The organism is Enterobacter sp. Crenshaw (assembly GCF_024734705.1).
Classification (GTDB): domain Bacteria; phylum Pseudomonadota; class Gammaproteobacteria; order Enterobacterales; family Enterobacteriaceae; genus Enterobacter; species Enterobacter asburiae_B.
Genome location: NZ_CP102932.1, coordinates 1538741 through 1556303 on the forward strand (window position 1 = coordinate 1538741; position 17563 = coordinate 1556303).

Consider the following 17563-nt stretch of genomic DNA (forward strand, 5'->3'; position numbering starts at 1 on the left):
GGTGGCGCTTTGACTGACAGGATAACGCATGTCTTTACCGCAACTCTCGCTTTCAGCCGCACGTCATTTACATCTTGCCGCCCAGGGACTGCTTAAAAAGCCCCGCCGCCGCGCGCAGCCTGCCGATATTCTCTCTACCGTCCAGCGCATGTCGCTGCTTCAAATTGACACCATTAACATTGTGGCCCGTAGCCCTTACCTGGTGCTGTTTAGCCGACTGGGAAATTATCCTTCGCAGTGGCTGGATGAGGCGCTCAGCAAGGGGGAGTTAATGGAGTACTGGGCGCACGAAGCCTGCTTCCTGCCCCGCAGCGATTTTGCCCTGGTTCGCCACCGTATGCTTGCCCCTCAAAAGATGGGCTGGAAATACCGTCAGGCGTGGATGCTGGAACATGCTGCCGAAATTGAGCAGCTTATCGCGCATATTCAGGAAAACGGTCCCGTACGCTCCGCCGATTTTGAACACCCGCGCAAAGGCACCAGCGGCTGGTGGGAGTGGAAGCCGCATAAACGTCATCTCGAAGGGCTGTTTACCTCTGGCAAAGTCATGGTGATTGAGCGGCGTAATTTTCAGCGCGTCTACGACCTGACGCATCGCGTGATGCCGCACTGGGACGACGAGCGTGACCTGCTTACCCAGGAGGCGGCCGAGGCTATCATGCTCGAAAACAGCGCCCGCAGCCTGGGAATTTTCCGCCCGCAATGGCTGGCTGATTATTATCGCCTTCGCCAGCCCGCGCTGAAACCGCTGCTGGATATCTGGCAACGCGAACAGCGCATCATCCCCGTCACGGTGGAAACGCTGGGCGAAATGTGGCTGCATGCGGATCTCCTCCCGCTACTGCCTCTGGCCCAGGAGGGGAAACTTCAGGCAACCCACAGTGCGGTGTTGTCGCCTTTCGACCCGGTCGTCTGGGACAGAAAACGTGCCGAGCAGCTGTTCGATTTTAGCTACCGGCTGGAATGTTATACCCCAGCGCCAAAGCGCCAGTATGGTTACTTTGTTCTCCCGCTGCTGCATAAGGGGCAACTGGTCGGGCGTATGGACGCCAAAATGCACCGCAAGACAGGCACGCTTGAAATTATTGCGCTTTATCTGGAAGAGGGTGTCAGGGTGACGGCGAGCCTGGAAAAAGGGTTAACGTTCGCCATTAGCGAATTCGCGCGCTGGCAGGGTGCCTGCGACGTGACGCTGGGCCGGATGCCCGACGGACTGTTTACATCCTGTCGAAGTGGCTGGGAAACAGGCACTCCCTGAAAAGGGAATGTGTTAAGCTTTAGCGATTACCCATACGGAGGAACTATGGATCACCGTTTACTTGAAATTATTGCCTGCCCGGTATGCAACGGCAAACTCTACTACAGCCAGGACAAACAGGAGCTGATCTGCAAGCTGGACAGCCTGGCTTTCCCGCTGCGTGACGGCATTCCGGTACTGCTGGAAAATGAAGCTCGTTCCCTGGTGGCAGAAGAGAGCAAACCATGAGTTTTGTTGTCATTATTCCTGCGCGTTATGCCTCAACGCGTCTGCCGGGTAAACCTCTGGTGGATATCAACGGCAAGCCGATGATTGTGCATGTCCTTGAGCGTGCGCGTGAATCCGGTGCCGATCGCGTGATTGTTGCTACCGATCATCCTGACGTCGCCCGTGCGGTTGAGGCGGCAGGCGGTGAGGTATGCATGACCCGCGCCGATCACCAGTCCGGCACCGAGCGTCTGGCGGAAGTGGTTGAGAAATGTGGCTTCAGTGATGATACGGTCATCGTGAACGTGCAGGGTGACGAGCCGATGATCCCGGCGGTGATTATCCGTCAGGTGGCAGAAAACCTGGCTCAGCGTCAGGTCGGTATGGCGACGCTCGCGGTGCCCATTCACCACGCTGAAGAGGCATTCAATCCCAATGCGGTGAAGGTGGTCATGGATGCCGAAGGCTATGCGCTCTATTTCTCCCGCGCCACGATCCCGTGGGATCGCGATCGCTTTGCGCTCTCTAAAGAGACAATCGGTGATACTTTCCTGCGTCATATCGGGATCTACGGCTATCGGGCCGGTTTTATTCGTCGATATGTTACCTGGGCGCCGAGTCCGCTGGAGCAGATCGAAATGCTGGAGCAGCTTCGCGTGCTCTGGTACGGCGAAAAAATTCACGTTGCCGTTGCCAGCGAAGTGCCTGGAACGGGCGTTGATACGCCGGAAGATCTTGAGCGCGTTCGCGCCGAGTTGCGCTAATCCCGCCTGCATCCCTCCTGTCGGAGGGATGTTCTCTCCCTCGCTAATTCCCCTTTCTTTTTCCTAATTGTTCTCTTCCGGGTGACATCTCCCTTCAGGACGCTCATTATAAAAGCAGTAGTCTTAATGGGGGTAATCTCATATGGAACAGCTGCGTGCCGAACTTAGCCATCTGCTGGGTGAGAAATTAAGCCGGGTCGAATGCGTGAGTGAAAAGGCCGATACCGCGCTTTGGTCGTTGTATGACAGTCAGGGCAACCCAATGCCGCTGATGGCCAGAAGTTTCACCTCGCCGGGCGTTGCCAGGCAGCTGGCATGGAAAATGTCGATGCTGGCACGGGAGGGAACCGTCCGTATGCCGACGGTGTACGGCGTGATGACCCACGAGGAACACCCCGGCCCGGACGTGCTGCTGATTGAGCGTTTACGCGGCGTGCCCGTTGAAGCGCCCGCGCGCACGCCGGAACGCTGGGAGCAGTTAAAAGACCAGATTGTCGAGGCGCTGCTGGCCTGGCACCGTCAGGATAGCCGCGGGCTTGTCGGTCCGGTCGACAGCACTCAGGAAAACCTGTGGCCGCTGTGGTATCGCCAGCGGGTGGAAGTGCTGTGGGGAACGCTCAACCAGTTCAGCAATACCGGTTTAACCATGCAGGACAAACGTATTCTGTTTCGCACCCGCGAGTGCTTACCGGCGCTATTCGACGGTTTTAATGACAACTGCGTGCTGATTCACGGTAATTTCACCCTGCGCAGCATGCTCAAGGACTCCCGCAGCGATCAGCTTCTGGCGATGCTTGGGCCGGGGATCATGCTCTGGGCTCCGCGCGAATACGAGCTGTTCAGGCTCAGCGACAGCGGGGCGGCGGAAGGTTTACTGTGGCACTACCTTCAACGCGCGCCCGTTGCAGAAGCGTTTCTCTGGCGGCGCTGGCTTTACCTGCTCTGGGACGAAGTCGCGCAGTTGGTCAACACCGGACGTTTTAATCGCGCAAATTTCGATCTGGCAACAAAATCACTCTTGCCCTGGCTCGCCTGACGATCCTTTCAGCCACTGCCAGAGGCGCCCGAGCGTCTCATAACCGACGCGATCGCTATGCATCAGCCAGGCCGGGGATGGGATCGCCCGTTCCCACGGGTTGAGCGGCGCGTCGATGGCCATCTGGTTTGCCGGTGCGGGCAGCGGGTGCAGGCCTTGCTTCTGGAAGAAAATCATCGCGCGGGGCAGGTGTGAGGCGGAGGTCACCAGTAAGAACGGGACATCGCCAATTGCCTGCTTCACTGCGGCAGCCTCTTCTTCGGTATCTTTTGGACTGTCCAGAGTGATAATCGAGGAACGCGGCACGCCGAGTGATTCTGCGACCCTGGCACCCGCTTCAGCCGTACTTACCGGGTTCGTTTTGGCCGCCGCGCCGGTGAAGATCATTTTTGAACCCGGGTTCGCCAGCCAGAGGCGAATGCCTTCGTTTAGCCGCGGCAGGCTGTTGTTGATCAGGTTTGAACTGGGGGCCCAGTCAGGATCCCAGGTATATCCGCCGCCCAGCACCACGATGTACGCCACTTTCTGATTTCCCTGCCATGTTGGGTACGTGTTTTCGATGGGGCGTAACAGACCATCCGCGACCGGCTGCAGGCTCAACAGCAGCAGGACAAACCAGCCGAGCGAGATAAGCGTTTTGCCACTCTTCTGAAAGCGACTGAACCACACCAGCGCCAGCCCCAGCGCGATGGTGATGAGCAGCAGCGGAAGGGGAAGCATCATCCCTCCAATGTATTTCTTAAGGGTAAAAAGCATCCTTTTTGGTTCCTTTTTTGACCATATAGCAGGTGATTACCCGTGATATTACACCAGAGAGGTTCATTCTCCGCGCGGGTGTGACAAAATAGCGGTTTTGCAGTTAGCGAGTGGAACTTCCCAATGCGGGATCGCAATTTTGATGACATCGCGGAAAAGTTTTCGCGCAACATTTATGGCACCACGAAAGGTCAGCTCCGTCAGACGATCCTCTGGCAGGATCTGGACACCATTCTGGCTACCTTTGGTGGTCAAACGTTGCGCGTGCTGGACGCCGGTGGCGGTGAAGGGCAGACGGCGATAAAAATGGCCGAGCGCGGTCATCACGTCACGCTTTGCGATCTTTCTGCTGAAATGGTCGCCCGCGCGACGCGTGCTGCAGAAGAGAAAGGTGTGAGCGACAACATGCATTTTATACAATGCGCCGCTCAGGACATCGCACAGCATTTGGAAACACAGGTTGATCTGATATTGTTTCATGCGGTGCTGGAGTGGGTTGCCGATCCGCAAAGCGTGTTACAAACCCTGTGGTCTATGTTGCGCCCGGGCGGCACGCTGTCGCTGATGTTCTACAATGCTAACGGCTTCCTGATGCACAACATGGTTGCAGGAAACTTCGACTATGTGCAGGTCGGGATGCCCAAAAAGAAAAAGCGCACGCTTTCCCCGGACTATCCGCGCGATCCACAGCAGGTTTATGGCTGGCTGGAAGCGATTGGCTGGCAGATCGTCGGGAAGACGGGCGTCAGGGTGTTTCATGATTATCTGCGTGAAAAACACAAACAGCGTGACTGTTTTGACACCTTAACAGAATTAGAAACGCGGTATTGCCGTCAGGAGCCTTTTATCAGCCTTGGCCGCTATATTCACGTCACCGCGCACAAGCCGCAGATGCAAGGATAACCTATGAGTGAATTTTCCCAGACAGTCCCCGAACTGGTTGCCTGGGCCAGGAAAAACGATTTCTCCATCTCGCTGCCGGTAGACAGACTCTCTTTCCTGCTGGCGGTTGCCACGCTGAACGGCGAGCGGCTGGACGGTGAAATGAGCGAGGGTGAACTGGTGGATGCGTTCCGCCATGTCAGTGATGCGTTTGAGCAAACCAGCGAAACCATTAGCGTGCGTGCCAACAACGCAATCAACGATATGGTGCGTCAACGTCTGCTGAACCGCTTTACCAGCGAGCAGGCGGAAGGAAACGCCATCTATCGCCTGACGCCGCTGGGCATCGGCATCACCGATTACTATATTCGCCAGCGTGAATTTTCTACGCTGCGTCTTTCCATGCAGCTCTCGATCGTGGCGGGTGAGCTTAAGCGCGCCGCCGACGCGGCGGATGAAAACGGTGACGAATTCCACTGGCACCGTAACGTCTACGCGCCGCTGAAATATTCGGTGGCAGAGATTTTCGACAGTATCGATCTCACCCAGCGCCTGATGGACGAACAGCAGCAGCAGGTGAAAGATGATATTGCCCAGCTGCTGAATAAAGACTGGCGAGCGGCCATCTCCAGCTGTGAACTTCTGCTGTCAGAAACCTCCGGCACGCTGCGTGAGCTCCAGGATACGCTGGAAGCCGCAGGGGACAAGCTGCAGGCTAACCTGCTACGCATCCAGGATGCGACGCTGGCGCACGACGATCTGCATTTTGTCGATCGTCTGGTCTTCGACCTGCAAAGCAAACTCGATCGCATTATCAGCTGGGGCCAGCAGTCGATCGACCTGTGGATCGGCTACGACCGACACGTGCATAAATTTATCCGTACCGCGATTGATATGGATAAAAACCGCGTCTTTGCTCAGCGTCTGCGTCAGTCGGTGCAGACCTATTTCGATGCGCCGTGGGCGCTGACCTACGCCAATGCCGAGCGTCTGCTGGATATGCGCGACGAAGAGATGGCGCTGCGCGATGAAGAGGTGACCGGTGAACTGCCGCCGGATCTGGAATACGAAGAATTTAACGAAATTCGCGAGCAGCTTGCGGCGATGATTGAAGAACAGCTCGCTGTCTACAAAACCAGACAAGTGCCGCTGGATCTTGGGCTCGTGGTGCGCGACTATCTGGCGCAATATCCACGCGCGCGCCACTTCGACATTGCCCGCATTGTGGTAGACCAGGCGGTGCGCCTGGGCGTTGCGCAAGCAGATTTCACCGGACTGCCGCCGAAGTGGCAGCCAATCAACGATTACGGAGCCAAGGTACAGGCGCATGTCATTGACAAATATTGAACAAGTGATGCCAGTTAAGCTGGCACAGGCGCTGGCGAATCCGTTATTTCCGGCGCTGGACAGCCAGCTGCGTGCCGGTCGTCACATTGGCTTAGACGAGCTGGATAATCACGCCTTTTTGATGGACTTCCAGGAGTACCTGGAAGAGTTTTACGCGCGCTACAACGTGGAGCTTATCCGCGCGCCGGAAGGGTTTTTCTACCTGCGTCCGCGCTCCACGACGCTGATCCCGCGTTCCGTGCTCTCCGAGCTGGATATGATGGTAGGCAAAATTCTTTGCTACCTCTACCTCAGCCCGGAACGTCTGGCGAATGAAGGGATCTTCACCCAGCAGGAACTTTACGACGAGCTGTTGACGCTGGCAGATGAAAGCAAGCTGCTGAAGCTGGTGAACAACCGCTCCACGGGGTCGGATCTTGACCGTCAGAAATTACAGGAAAAAGTTCGCTCTTCCCTGAACCGTCTGCGCCGTCTGGGGATGGTCTGGTTTATGGGCCACGACAGCAGCAAATTCCGCATTACGGAATCTGTCTTCCGCTTCGGCGCCGACGTGCGCGCGGGCGATGACGCGCGTGAAGCGCAGCTCCGCATGATCCGCGACGGTGAAGCGATGCCGGTGGAAAACCATTTGCAGCTCAATGACGAGCATGAAGAGAATCTGCCGGATAGCGGGGAGGAAGAGTAATGATTGAACGCGGTAAATTTCGCTCACTGACGCTGATTAACTGGAACGGCTTCTTTGCCCGAACTTTCGATCTGGATGAGCTGGTCACGACGCTCTCCGGCGGTAACGGTGCGGGTAAATCCACCACCATGGCGGCCTTTGTTACGGCGCTGATCCCCGATCTGACGCTGCTTCACTTCCGTAACACCACCGAAGCGGGAGCCACAAGCGGCTCACGTGATAAAGGTCTGCACGGTAAGCTGAAGGCCGGCGTCTGTTATTCGGTTCTGGACGTCATTAACTCCCGTCATCAGCGTGTGGTAGTGGGCGTGCGCCTGCAGCAGGTCGCCGGTCGCGACCGTAAAGTGGATATCAAGCCGTTTGCGATCCAGGGACTGCCGACCTCCGTGCAGCCGACGGCGCTGCTGACGGAAACCCTGAACGAACGCCAGGCGCGCGTGCTGACGCTGCAGGAGCTGAAAGACAAGCTTGAAGCCATCGAAGGCGTACAGTTCAAGCAGTTTAACTCCATTACCGACTACCACTCGCTGATGTTCGATCTGGGCGTGGTGGCGCGTCGTCTGCGCACGGCATCAGACCGTAGCAAATACTACCGCCTGATCGAAGCGTCTCTTTACGGCGGTATCTCCAGCGCGATTACCCGCTCCCTGCGCGACTACCTGCTGCCGGAAAACAGCGGCGTACGTAAGGCCTTCCAGGATATGGAAGCGGCGCTGCGCGAAAACCGCATGACGCTGGAAGCGATTCGCGTTACCCAGTCTGACCGCGACCTGTTTAAACACCTGATCAGCGAAGCCACCAACTACGTGGCGGCAGACTACATGCGCCACGCCAACGAGCGCCGCGTGCATCTCGATCAGGCATTAGAATACCGTCGCGAGCTGTTTACCTCCCGTAAACAGCTTGTGGCCGAGCAGTACAAGCACGTCGAAATGGCGCGCGAGCTGGGTGAGCACAACGGTGCTGAAGGCGACCTGGAAGCCGATTACCAGGCCGCCAGCGATCACCTGAACCTGGTGCAGACCGCGTTGCGTCAGCAAGAAAAAATCGAGCGCTATGAAGCGGACCTCGATGAGCTGCAGATTCGTCTCGAAGAGCAAAATGAAGTGGTGGCTGAAGCCGCCGACATGCAGGAAGAGAACGAAGCCCGCGCCGAAGCGGCCGAGCTGGAAGTGGATGAGCTGAAAAGCCAGCTTGCCGATTACCAGCAGGCACTCGACGTGCAGCAGACGCGAGCGATTCAGTACACCCAGGCACTGCAGGCATTACAGCGTGCAAAAGAGCTGTGCCATCTGCCTGACCTGACGCCGGACAGCGCCGACGAGTGGCTGGATACCTTCCAGGCCAAAGAGCAGGACGCCACCGAGAAACTGCTCTCCCTCGAACAGAAAATGAGCGTCGCGCAAACGGCGCACAGCCAGTTTGAGCAGGCTTATCAGCTGGTAGTCGCGATTAACGGCCCGCTGGCGCGTAACGAAGCCTGGGACGTTGCCCGTGAACTGCTGCGCGACGGTGTGAACCAGCGCCATCTGGCCGAGCAGGTTCAGCCGCTGCGTATGCGTCTGAACGAGCTGGAGCAGCGCCTGCGTGAGCAGCAGGAAGCCGAGCGTCTGCTGGCGGAATTCTGCAAGCGTCAGGGGAAAAATTACGATTTCGACGAGCTTGAGGCCCTGCATCAGGAGCTGGAAGCGCGTATTGCGGCCCTGTCCGATACTGTATCAAACGCCAGCGAACAGCGTATGGCCCTGCGTCAGGAGCTGGAGCGGATTCAGTCCCGTTCGAAGACGCTCCTGGAGCGTGCGCCGGTCTGGCTGGCGGCTCAAAGCAGCCTGAACCAGCTCAGCGAGCAGTGCGGCGAGCAGTTCGAATCCAGTCAGGAAGTGACCGAATACCTGCAGCAGCTGCTGGAGCGCGAACGTGAAGCCATCGTTGAGCGTGATGAAGTGGGCGCCCGCAAGCGCGACGTCGATGAAGAAATTGAGCGCTTAAGCCAGCCGGGCGGGTCAGAAGATCCACGCCTGAATGCGCTAGCGGAGCGTTTTGGCGGCGTGCTGCTGTCCGAGATTTATGACGACGTTGGCCTCGATGATGCCCCGTACTTCTCCGCGCTGTACGGTCCATCCCGCAACGCGATTGTGGTCCCGGATCTGTCGCTGATTTCTGAGCAGCTTGCCGGCCTGGAAGATTGCCCGGAAGATCTCTATCTGATCGAAGGGGATCCGCAGTCGTTCGATGACAGCGTATTCAGCGTCGACGAGCTGGAAAAAGCGGTGGTGGTGAAAATTGCCGACCGTCAGTGGCGTTATTCCCGCTTCCCGGAGCTGCCGCTGTTTGGCCGCGCCGCGCGCGAAAGCCGCATCGAGAGCCTGCACGCCGAGCGTGAAACGCTGTCTGAACGTTTTGCGACCCTGTCGTTTGACGTGCAGAAAACCCAGCGTTTGCACCAGTCGTTCAGCCGCTTTATCGGCAGCCATCTCGCCGTAGCGTTTGACGCGGATCCGGAAGCCGAAATCCGCAAGCTCAATACCCGCCGTGGCGAGCTGGAACGTGCGATTGCAAGCCATGAAAGTGATAACCAGCAGAGTCGCGTTCAGTTTGAACAGGCGAAAGAGGGCGTCGCTGCCCTTAACCGCATTCTGCCGCGCCTGAATCTGCTGGCGGATGACACGCTGGCTGACCGTGTGGATGAGATCCAGGAGCGTCTGGATGAAGCGCAGGAAGCCGCGCGTTTCGTTCAGCAGCATGGCAATCAGCTGGCGAAGCTGGAGCCCGTCGTGTCTGTCCTGCAGAGCGACCCGGAACAGTTCGAGCAGTTAAAAGAAGATTATGCCTGGTCGCAGCAGGTGCAGCGCGAAGCGCGTCAGCAGGCGTTTGCCCTGACGGAAGTGGTGCAGCGTCGGGCCCACTTTGGCTACTCCGATTCGGCTGAAATGCTGAGCGGTAACAGCGATCTGAACGAAAAACTGCGTCAGCGCCTTGAGCAGGCGGAGGCGGAACGTACTCGCGCCCGCGAAGCAATGCGCAGCCATTCCGCTCAGCTGAACCAGTACAACCAGGTGCTAGCCTCGCTGAAAAGCTCCTTCGACACCAAGAAAGAGCTGTTAAACGATCTGCAGAAAGAGCTTCAGGACATCGGCGTTCGTGCCGACAGCGGGGCAGAAGAGCGCGCGCGTATTCGTCGTGACGAGCTGCATTCGCAGCTCAGCAATAACCGCGCGCGTCGTAATCAGCTGGAAAAAGCGCTGACCTTCTGCGAAGCCGAAATGGATAACCTGACCCGTCGCCTGCGCAAGCTGGAACGCGACTATCACGAAATGCGCGAGCAGGTCGTGACCGCCAAGGCGGGCTGGTGCGCGGTGATGCGCATGGTGAAAGACAATAACGTTGAGCGTCGTCTGCACCGCCGCGAGCTGGCGTATCTCTCTGCCGATGAGCTGCGCTCCATGTCGGATAAGGCGCTGGGTGCGCTGCGTCTGGCGGTGGCGGATAACGAACACCTGCGCGACGTGCTGCGCATGTCGGAGGATCCGAAACGTCCGGAACGTAAAATCCAGTTCTTCGTGGCAGTTTACCAGCACCTGCGCGAGCGTATTCGTCAGGACATCATCCGTACCGACGATCCGGTCGAAGCCATCGAACAGATGGAAATCGAGCTGGGCCGTCTGACGGAAGAACTGACCTCCCGCGAGCAGAAGCTGGCGATCAGCTCCCGCAGCGTGGCGAACATTATTCGTAAAACCATTCAGCGCGAGCAGAACCGTATCCGCCAGCTGAACCAGGGCCTGCAGAGCGTGTCGTTTGGCCAGGTGAACAGCGTGCGCCTCAACGTCAACGTGCGTGAGGCCCACGCGACGCTGCTGGAAGTGCTCTCAGAGCAGCACGAGCAGCATCAGGATCTGTTCAACAGCAACCGTCTGACCTTCTCCGAAGCGCTGGCGAAGCTGTATCAGCGCCTGAACCCGCAGATTGATATGGGCCAGCGTACGCCACAAACCATCGGTGAAGAGCTGCTGGACTACCGTAACTATCTGGAAATGGAAGTCGAGGTAAACCGTGGCTCAGACGGCTGGCTGCGTGCGGAATCCGGGGCGCTCTCTACCGGTGAAGCGATCGGTACCGGCATGTCAATTCTCGTGATGGTCGTACAGAGCTGGGAAGATGAAGCGCGCCGCCTGCGCGGCAAAGATATCTCGCCATGCCGACTGCTGTTCCTGGATGAGGCGGCGCGACTTGATGCCCGCTCGATTGCCACGCTGTTCGAGCTTTGCGAACGTCTCGATATGCAGCTCATTATCGCGGCGCCGGAGAACATCAGCCCCGAGAAGGGCACCACCTACAAACTGGTGCGTAAGGTGTTCCAGAACAGCGAACACGTTCACGTTGTGGGGCTGCGTGGCTTTGCGCCGCAGCCGCCGGAGTCGTTGACGGAAACCACGGCGGACGCTTCCTGAAGCGTCTTCTGACCCGAAGCGGCGCACTGGCGCCGCTTTTTTTTTAAACTTAACTTGTGCTTGGGGCTGCGTTATCTTTAAACTTCTTTACATAAGGTAAGGCAACAGCTTAGCCGTCTACCTATAATGAAAGAAAGCCCCAGCGTGATGGGCATGTCGTGAAAACAGGGGGCAAGGGATGTTGCTAAAGAAAGAATGTGGTCGTCAGCTGTCTGCGCTGAGTTTATGCCTGGCAGTGATGTTTGCTCCGCTGTTAACCGCCCAGGCCGACGAGCCTGAAATTGTGCCGACTGACAGCTCGGCAACGACAGGCGCTCAGCCAACGTCGTTGTCCCAGCCGCTGGAGCAGTCTCCGGCGACGGCTATCATGGCCGGTATTAAACCGCTGCCGGAAGGCATCGACGCGGAATCGCTCAGTCAGCAGCTGCAGTCGGAGCTGCCGTCAGGCTACACGCCTGTCTATATCAACCAGCTCACGCTCCTCTATGCTGCCCGCGATATGAAACCGATGTGGGAAAATCGCGATGCCGTGCGCGCCTTCCAGCAGCAGCTGGCAGAGGTTGCGATTGCAGGGTTTCAGCCGCAGTTTACAAAGTGGGTTGAGCTGTTAACCGATCCTGCCGTCACCGGGCAGGCGCGGGACGTGGTGCTTTCCGATGCCATGATGGGCTACCTGCAGTTCGTGGCGGGTATTCCGGTCAACGGCAACCGCTGGCTGTACAGCGATAAGCCGTACAAGCTGGCGACGCCGGCGCTGTCGGTGATTAACCAGTGGCAGCTCGCGCTGGATAACGGCGAACTGCCGCGCTTTATTGCCAGCCTGGCACCGGCGCATCCGCACTATGCCACTCTGCACCAGTCGCTCCTCACGCTGGTGGGGGACACGCGTCCATGGCCGCAGATGCGCGGCACCGCGACGCTGCGTCCGGGACAGTGGAGCAGCGATGTTCCTGCCCTGCGCGAGATCCTGACGCGTTCCGGTCTTCTTGACGGCGGGCCAAAGATTGTTCTCCCGGGTGACGATCCACAAAACGTCGCCGTCAGCCCGTCAGCGCCAGTTAAAGAGAAGAAAGCCGTTGCCCTGAGCAACAAACCCGCGGCTTACGATCGCGAGCTGGTTGCGGCCGTTAAACAGTTCCAGGCCGCTCAGGGGCTGGGGGCCGATGGCGTCATAGGCCAGACGACGCGCGACTGGCTGAACGTATCGCCTGCGCAGCGGGCAGGGGTGCTGGCGCTCAATATCCAGCGTTTGCGCTTGCTGCCGGGAACGCTCTCTACCGGAATTATGGTTAACATCCCGGCGTATTCCCTGGTCTATTACCAGAACGGCAGCGAAGTGCTGGCGTCGCGCGTGATTGTCGGGCGTCCGGATCGTAAAACACCGATGATGAGCAGCGCGCTGAATAACGTGGTGGTTAACCCGCCGTGGAACGTACCGCCGACGCTGGCGCGTAAAGACATTCTGCCGAAAGTCTGGAACGATCCGGGTTATCTGGAACGTCATGGCTACACGGTGATGCGTGGATGGAACAGTAAAGAGGCCATCGATCCTTATATGGTCGACTGGTCGACCATCACAGCGTCGAATCTGCCGTTCCGCTTCCAGCAGGCTCCCGGAGCGCATAACTCTTTAGGGCGCTACAAATTCAACATGCCGAGTTCAGAAGCGATCTATCTGCACGATACGCCGAACCACAATCTGTTCCAGAAAGATACGCGCGCGCTGAGTTCTGGCTGTGTGCGCGTGAACAAAGCTTCAGAGCTGGCCAATATGCTGTTGCAGGATGCGGGCTGGAACGATACGCGTATCTCGGATGCCCTGAAGCAGGGGGATACGCGTTACGTGAATATTCGCCACAATATTCCGGTCAATCTTTACTATCTGACGGCATTTGTGGGTGAGGACGGGCGTACCCAGTATCGTACAGATATTTACAATTATGATCTCACCGCGCGATCCGGCGCACAAATTTTGCCAAAAGCGGAACAATTAATCAGGTAAATGAAGCAGTTCGGGAAAAATGATTGTCGTAAGTTAGGGTGAATAGGGGGCAATATCGCTGTAAGCCGCGTATTCACTGGGGTTGGGCGCCTTGACGTACCTGGTTTTGCCAGTTAAGGTGCCCTTCGTGCGCTAAGCATATTACGATTTCTTTTACCTGTAGACCTGATTATCATGGACAAATTTGACGCTAATCGCCGCAAACTGCTGGCGTTAGGTGGTGTTGCGCTTGGCGCAGCGGCCATCTTGCCGACGCCAGCATTTGCCACCCTCTCGACACCTCGTCCGCGAGTTTTAACGCTCAATAACCTGCATACCGGTGAGTCGCTAAAAGCGGAGTTTTTCGATGGCAGAGGCTATATTCAGGATGAATTAGCAAGACTTAACCATTTTTTCCGTGATTTCCGCGCGAATAAAATAAAAGCCATCGATCCAGGACTGTTTGATCAGATTTTCCGCCTTCAGGGCCTGCTGGGCACCAGCAGGCCGGTGCAGCTCATTTCTGGCTATCGTTCGATTGATACCAATAATGAACTGCGCGCCCACAGTCGCGGGGTAGCCAAAAAAAGCTATCACACGAAGGGACAGGCAATGGATTTCCATATTGAAGGCGTTTCGTTAGCCAATATTCGCAAAGCCGCGTTATCTATGCGCGCAGGTGGTGTAGGATATTACCCCAGCAGCAACTTTGTGCATATTGATACCGGTCCGGTTCGGCACTGGTAATAACGAAACACAGGAGCAGTATGAACTATCGTATTATTCCGGTTACCGCGTTCTCCCAGAATTGTTCATTGATCTGGTGCGAACAGACTAAACTGGCCGCGCTTGTCGATCCCGGCGGTGACGCTGAGAAAATCAAGCAGGAAGTCGCCGACAGCGGCGTGACGCTCATGCAGATTTTACTGACGCACGGTCACCTCGACCATGTGGGTGCAGCGGCTGAACTCGCTAAACACTACGGTGTGCCGATCGTCGGTCCGGAAAAAGAAGATGAGTTCTGGCTGCAGGGGTTACCCGCCCAAAGCCGCATGTTTGGCCTTGATGAGTGTCAGCCCCTGACGCCCGATCGCTGGCTGAACGAAGGAGAGCGCGTTAACGTAGGGAATGTGACTTTACAGGTGTTGCATTGTCCTGGGCATACGCCAGGCCATATCGTCTTCTTTGATGACCAGTCCCGTCTGCTGATTTCCGGCGATGTGATCTTCAAAGGTGGCGTAGGACGCAGCGATTTTCCGCGCGGCGATCACGGGCAGCTGATTCAGTCGATTAAACAAAAGTTATTGCCGCTGGGTGATGACGTTACGTTTATCCCTGGACACGGTCCGATGTCGACGCTGGGCTACGAACGGCTCCATAATCCGTTCCTTCAGGATGAGATGCCTGTCTGGTAACCAGAATAAAAAAAGCCTGCATAATGCAGGCTTTTTTATGGGCACAAATTACAGTACGGCGACAATCGCTTCGCACAGTGGCGCCATGTTGTCAGGCGTCATGCCAGCAACGTTCACGCGGCCTGAGGCCACGGCGTACACGCCAAACTCTTCACGCAGACGCAGAACCTGCTCTTTGGTCAGGCCGCTGAACGAGAACATGCCGTTCTGTTTGATAATAAAGCTGAAGTCGCGGTCCGCGCCTTTCTCAGCCAGTGTGTTCACAAACAGCAGGCGCATGCGCTGAATACGTTGACGCATATCGTTCAGCTCTTGTTCCCAGATAGCGCGCAGCGCATCGTTGCTCAGGATAGTGGCAACAACAGACGCACCGTGTGCCGGTGGGTTAGAGTAGTTCGCGCGGATAACCGATTTCATCTGGCTGAACGCACGATCGACGGTCTCTTCGTTAGCGGCAACCAGCGTACAGGCACCCACGCGCTCATTGTACAGACCGAAGTTCTTGGAATACGAGCTTGCGACAATCAGCTCCTGGTGAACGGCTGCGAACGCGCGCAGGCCTTCGGCATCTTCTTCCAGACCACGGGCAAAGCCCTGGTAGGCAAAGTCAAACAGCGGCAGCCAGCCTTTTTCAACGGACAGCTTCGCCAGGTGTTGCCACTGCTCAAGCGTCGGATCGATACCGGTTGGGTTGTGGCAGCAGCCGTGGAACAGAACCACGTCACCTGCCTGCGCTTCGCTCAGGCTCGCCAGCAGGCCGTCAAAGTCGAGAGAGTGGTTTGCCGCGTCGTAGTATGCATATTCACGCACTTCCAGACCCGCAGAGTTAAACACGCTCTTGTGGTTCGGCCAGCTTGGGTTGCTCACCCATACGCGCTTAACAGAGGTGTTTTTCGCAAGGAAATCCGCCGCTACGCGCAGCGCACCGGTACCGCCTGGGGTCTGTGCTGTACGGGCACGTTTGTCACTCACAATTGCGCTGCCTTTACCGAACAGCAGCTCCTGGGTGCAGCGACCAAACTCAGGGATACCATCAATACCGAGGTAGTTTTTGGTGGTTTCGTTTTCCAGCAGATACTGCTCAGCTTTCTTAACGCTGGTCAGTACCGGAGTTTTGCCGGTTTCATCTTTATATACACCAATACCCAGGTTGATTTTGCCAGGGCGGTCGTCGGCACGAAACAGATCGGCCAGGCCCAGAATAGGGTCGGCAGGAGCGGCGGTAATGTTCTCAAACATGACGAAGTTCCATTGTGATTACAGAAGTGAAATCCGCTATCAGGTTAACGGTAGATTTACAAAATGCCAACCGTTTGCGACGAAAAGCGTGCGGCTTTTCAAAAGTCGCCATTATTTTCTGTCACGCATAAAAAAACAGGGCCGAAGCCCTGTTCATTAAGCATATAACAAAGTGGTGTACTGATTAGAACTGGTAGGTTACGCCAACGGTAGCCTGGTTGTCAGAGCCAACCCAGCTGGTGGACGCATCTTTGTCGTCCAGCAGGTTGAAGCGGTAGTCACCGTACACGTTGAAGTTCTTGTTGAAGTAGTAAGTCGCACCAGTGGTGATGTATTTCGCCAGGTCACGGTCGCCGATGCCGTTCAGGTCTTTACCTTTGGACTGAACGTAAGAAACGGAAGGACGCAGGCCGAAGTCGAACTGGTACTGAGCGATAACTTCAAAGTTCTGGGTCTTGTTAGCAATGTTATAAACATTACCATCATCATTCGGAACATAGTTTTCGCCGCTGTTACCCAGGCGGCTCATGTTGCGAGTCTCTGCATAAACGGTCGCCAGGTAGATGTTGTTCGCGTCGTATTTCGCGCCAACAGCCCAGGATTCAGCTTTATCGCCTTTACCATCTTTTTTCTGCTCAAGCGTACGGTTAGCGGTGCTGTAGGCACCGATCAGACCGAAGCCTTCACCGAACTCGTAACCCAGGGACAGGCCAACACCGTCGCCGTTTGCTTCATTCAGGTTTTTACGATCGTTTTTACCCTGGTATTGAACGCCAAAGTTCAGACCATCAACCAGACCGAAGAAGTTATTGTTACGGTAGGTCAGCAGGCCAGTAGAACGGCTGGTCATGTAGTTATCAACATAGCCGCCACCCCAGGTTTCGCCAGAGAAGGACGGAGCCATATCGGTGTAGGATTCTACGTCATACACGATACCGTAGTTACGACCGTAGTCCAGAGAACCCGCGTCAGCGATTTTCAGGCCAGCGAAAGCCAGACGAGTTACGTTAGTCTGATCGCCTTCAGCTGCACCGGCGCGTGCACGGTATTCCCACTGACCGTAACCGGTCAGCTGGTCATTGATCTGAGTTTCGCCTTTGAAGCCGATCTGGCCGTAAGAGGAGTCAGCGTTTTTGTGTACGCCAGAAGTGGTGAAGCCGTGTTCGCCCACAACTTTACCGTAGAAGTCCAGTTTGTTGCCGTTCTTGTTATAGATTTCTGCAGCGTTAGCTGCACCGGCTACCAGCAGGGCAGGGATTACCACTGCCAGAATATTGCGCTTCATCATTATTTATTACCCTCATTGGTTTTTTTATGACACTCGCCACTGCCGTCAATAAATTCTGTCAATAAATATTTCCGGAACTATTGATGAGAGTTTGGTGTCTTTATGTATCTGACAGGCATCTTTCCATTCGGCGAAGCGTTTCGCTAGCCTGAAAGTGCTACAATTCTCAAGATTAAGTAACCGAAAGAAAATATGTGTAACTAAATATGTATTTTTGGGAACTTTGTGAACCATCTCAAACTTCAGAACTCCCT

The 17563-nt window shown here is 56.3% G+C and carries 14 protein-coding genes; 11 read left to right on the top strand and 3 right to left on the bottom strand.

All coding sequences use genetic code 11. The features are described 5' to 3' along the window. Positions 1-28: 28 nt before the first annotated feature. From NWV12_RS07180 to NWV12_RS07195, 4 genes are all read left to right on the top strand, one after another. On the top strand, positions 29-1258 hold the full coding sequence (locus NWV12_RS07180; RefSeq protein ID WP_048979727.1) for a winged helix-turn-helix domain-containing protein: 1230 nt from the start codon (positions 29-31) through the stop codon (positions 1256-1258). Positions 1259-1303: 45 nt separating this feature from the next. Further along, the gene (gene ycaR / locus NWV12_RS07185; protein ID WP_006174474.1) at positions 1304-1486 is read left to right on the top strand and encodes a protein YcaR; all 183 of its coding nucleotides are present in this window, start codon (positions 1304-1306) and stop codon (positions 1484-1486) included. Continuing rightward, positions 1483-2229, top strand: a complete 747-nt coding sequence (gene kdsB / locus NWV12_RS07190; RefSeq protein ID WP_048979729.1) for a 3-deoxy-manno-octulosonate cytidylyltransferase — start codon at positions 1483-1485, stop codon at positions 2227-2229. The genes ycaR and kdsB overlap by 4 nt, the downstream gene beginning before the upstream one ends. Positions 2230-2371: 142 nt before the next feature. After that, positions 2372-3265: a YcbJ family phosphotransferase gene (locus NWV12_RS07195; RefSeq protein ID WP_047651301.1), complete on the top strand. Its 894-nt coding sequence runs from the start codon at positions 2372-2374 to the stop codon at positions 3263-3265. Here the strand turns inward: NWV12_RS07195 and elyC are convergent. Next, a complete protein-coding gene (gene elyC, locus NWV12_RS07200; protein WP_048979731.1) occupies positions 3242-4021 on the bottom strand; it encodes an envelope biogenesis factor ElyC in 780 nt (259 codons plus the stop codon). The two genes, NWV12_RS07195 and elyC, sit on opposite strands and share 24 nt — an antisense overlap. A 123-nt stretch (positions 4022-4144) precedes the next feature. Between elyC and cmoM the strand changes: the two genes are divergently transcribed. The 7 genes from cmoM to NWV12_RS07235 all read left to right on the top strand — a co-directional run bounded on the left by cmoM (position 4145) and on the right by NWV12_RS07235 (position 14782). After that, positions 4145-4924 carry a tRNA uridine 5-oxyacetic acid(34) methyltransferase CmoM gene (cmoM, locus tag NWV12_RS07205; protein WP_023311004.1) on the top strand — a complete coding sequence of 260 codons (780 nt, stop codon included), beginning with the start codon at positions 4145-4147 and terminating at the stop codon, positions 4922-4924. Between the two features lie 3 nt (positions 4925-4927). Further along, positions 4928-6250, top strand: a complete 1323-nt coding sequence (gene mukF, locus NWV12_RS07210; protein ID WP_048979733.1) for a chromosome partition protein MukF — start codon at positions 4928-4930, stop codon at positions 6248-6250. Further along, positions 6231-6935: a chromosome partition protein MukE gene (gene mukE / locus NWV12_RS07215; protein WP_008499954.1), complete on the top strand. Its 705-nt coding sequence runs from the start codon at positions 6231-6233 to the stop codon at positions 6933-6935. Before mukF ends, mukE begins: the two co-directional genes overlap by 20 nt. Then, a complete protein-coding gene (mukB, locus tag NWV12_RS07220) occupies positions 6935-11386 on the top strand; it encodes a chromosome partition protein MukB (RefSeq protein ID WP_101744466.1) in 4452 nt (1483 codons plus the stop codon). Before mukE ends, mukB begins: the two co-directional genes overlap by 1 nt. 178 nt (positions 11387-11564) lie before the next feature. Beyond that, positions 11565-13388, top strand: coding sequence for a L,D-transpeptidase (ldtD, locus tag NWV12_RS07225; RefSeq protein WP_033145103.1), 1824 nt, complete (start codon positions 11565-11567; stop codon positions 13386-13388). 174 nt (positions 13389-13562) lie between these two features. Next, positions 13563-14114 (top strand): YcbK family protein, encoded by a 552-nt coding sequence (locus tag NWV12_RS07230; RefSeq protein ID WP_033145104.1) that lies wholly within the window; start codon positions 13563-13565, stop codon positions 14112-14114. Between the two features lie 20 nt (positions 14115-14134). Next, positions 14135-14782 carry an MBL fold metallo-hydrolase gene (locus tag NWV12_RS07235; protein ID WP_033145105.1) on the top strand — a complete coding sequence of 216 codons (648 nt, stop codon included), beginning with the start codon at positions 14135-14137 and terminating at the stop codon, positions 14780-14782. Between the two features lie 48 nt (positions 14783-14830). Here NWV12_RS07235 and aspC read toward each other — a convergent pair whose 3' ends face one another. After that, positions 14831-16021 carry an aspartate transaminase gene (aspC, locus tag NWV12_RS07240; protein ID WP_033145106.1) on the bottom strand — a complete coding sequence of 397 codons (1191 nt, stop codon included), beginning with the start codon at positions 16019-16021 and terminating at the stop codon, positions 14831-14833. 184 nt (positions 16022-16205) lie between these two features. Then, complete coding sequence (locus NWV12_RS07245; protein WP_047651295.1) at positions 16206-17309, bottom strand: porin; 1104 nt, start codon at positions 17307-17309, stop codon at positions 16206-16208. Positions 17310-17563: the final 254 nt, after the last annotated feature.

Excerpts from the sequence above, each read along its gene's own strand:
- NWV12_RS07180 (WP_048979727.1), top strand. The coding sequence starts at position 29 with ATGTCTTTACCGCAACTCTCGCTTTCAGCCGCACGTCATTTACATCTT.
- NWV12_RS07245 (WP_047651295.1), bottom strand. The coding sequence starts at position 17,309 with ATGATGAAGCGCAATATTCTGGCAGTGGTAATCCCTGCCCTGCTGGTA.
- ycaR (WP_006174474.1), top strand. The coding sequence starts at position 1,304 with ATGGATCACCGTTTACTTGAAATTATTGCCTGCCCGGTATGCAACGGC.
- cmoM (WP_023311004.1), top strand. The coding sequence starts at position 4,145 with ATGCGGGATCGCAATTTTGATGACATCGCGGAAAAGTTTTCGCGCAAC.
- mukE (WP_008499954.1), top strand. The coding sequence starts at position 6,231 with ATGTCATTGACAAATATTGAACAAGTGATGCCAGTTAAGCTGGCACAG.
- NWV12_RS07230 (WP_033145104.1), top strand. The coding sequence starts at position 13,563 with ATGGACAAATTTGACGCTAATCGCCGCAAACTGCTGGCGTTAGGTGGT.
- mukF (WP_048979733.1), top strand. The coding sequence starts at position 4,928 with ATGAGTGAATTTTCCCAGACAGTCCCCGAACTGGTTGCCTGGGCCAGG.
- aspC (WP_033145106.1), bottom strand. The coding sequence starts at position 16,021 with ATGTTTGAGAACATTACCGCCGCTCCTGCCGACCCTATTCTGGGCCTG.
- ldtD (WP_033145103.1), top strand. The coding sequence starts at position 11,565 with ATGTTGCTAAAGAAAGAATGTGGTCGTCAGCTGTCTGCGCTGAGTTTA.
- NWV12_RS07195 (WP_047651301.1), top strand. The coding sequence starts at position 2,372 with ATGGAACAGCTGCGTGCCGAACTTAGCCATCTGCTGGGTGAGAAATTA.
- NWV12_RS07235 (WP_033145105.1), top strand. The coding sequence starts at position 14,135 with ATGAACTATCGTATTATTCCGGTTACCGCGTTCTCCCAGAATTGTTCA.
- elyC (WP_048979731.1), bottom strand. The coding sequence starts at position 4,021 with ATGCTTTTTACCCTTAAGAAATACATTGGAGGGATGATGCTTCCCCTT.
- kdsB (WP_048979729.1), top strand. The coding sequence starts at position 1,483 with ATGAGTTTTGTTGTCATTATTCCTGCGCGTTATGCCTCAACGCGTCTG.
- mukB (WP_101744466.1), top strand. The coding sequence starts at position 6,935 with ATGATTGAACGCGGTAAATTTCGCTCACTGACGCTGATTAACTGGAAC.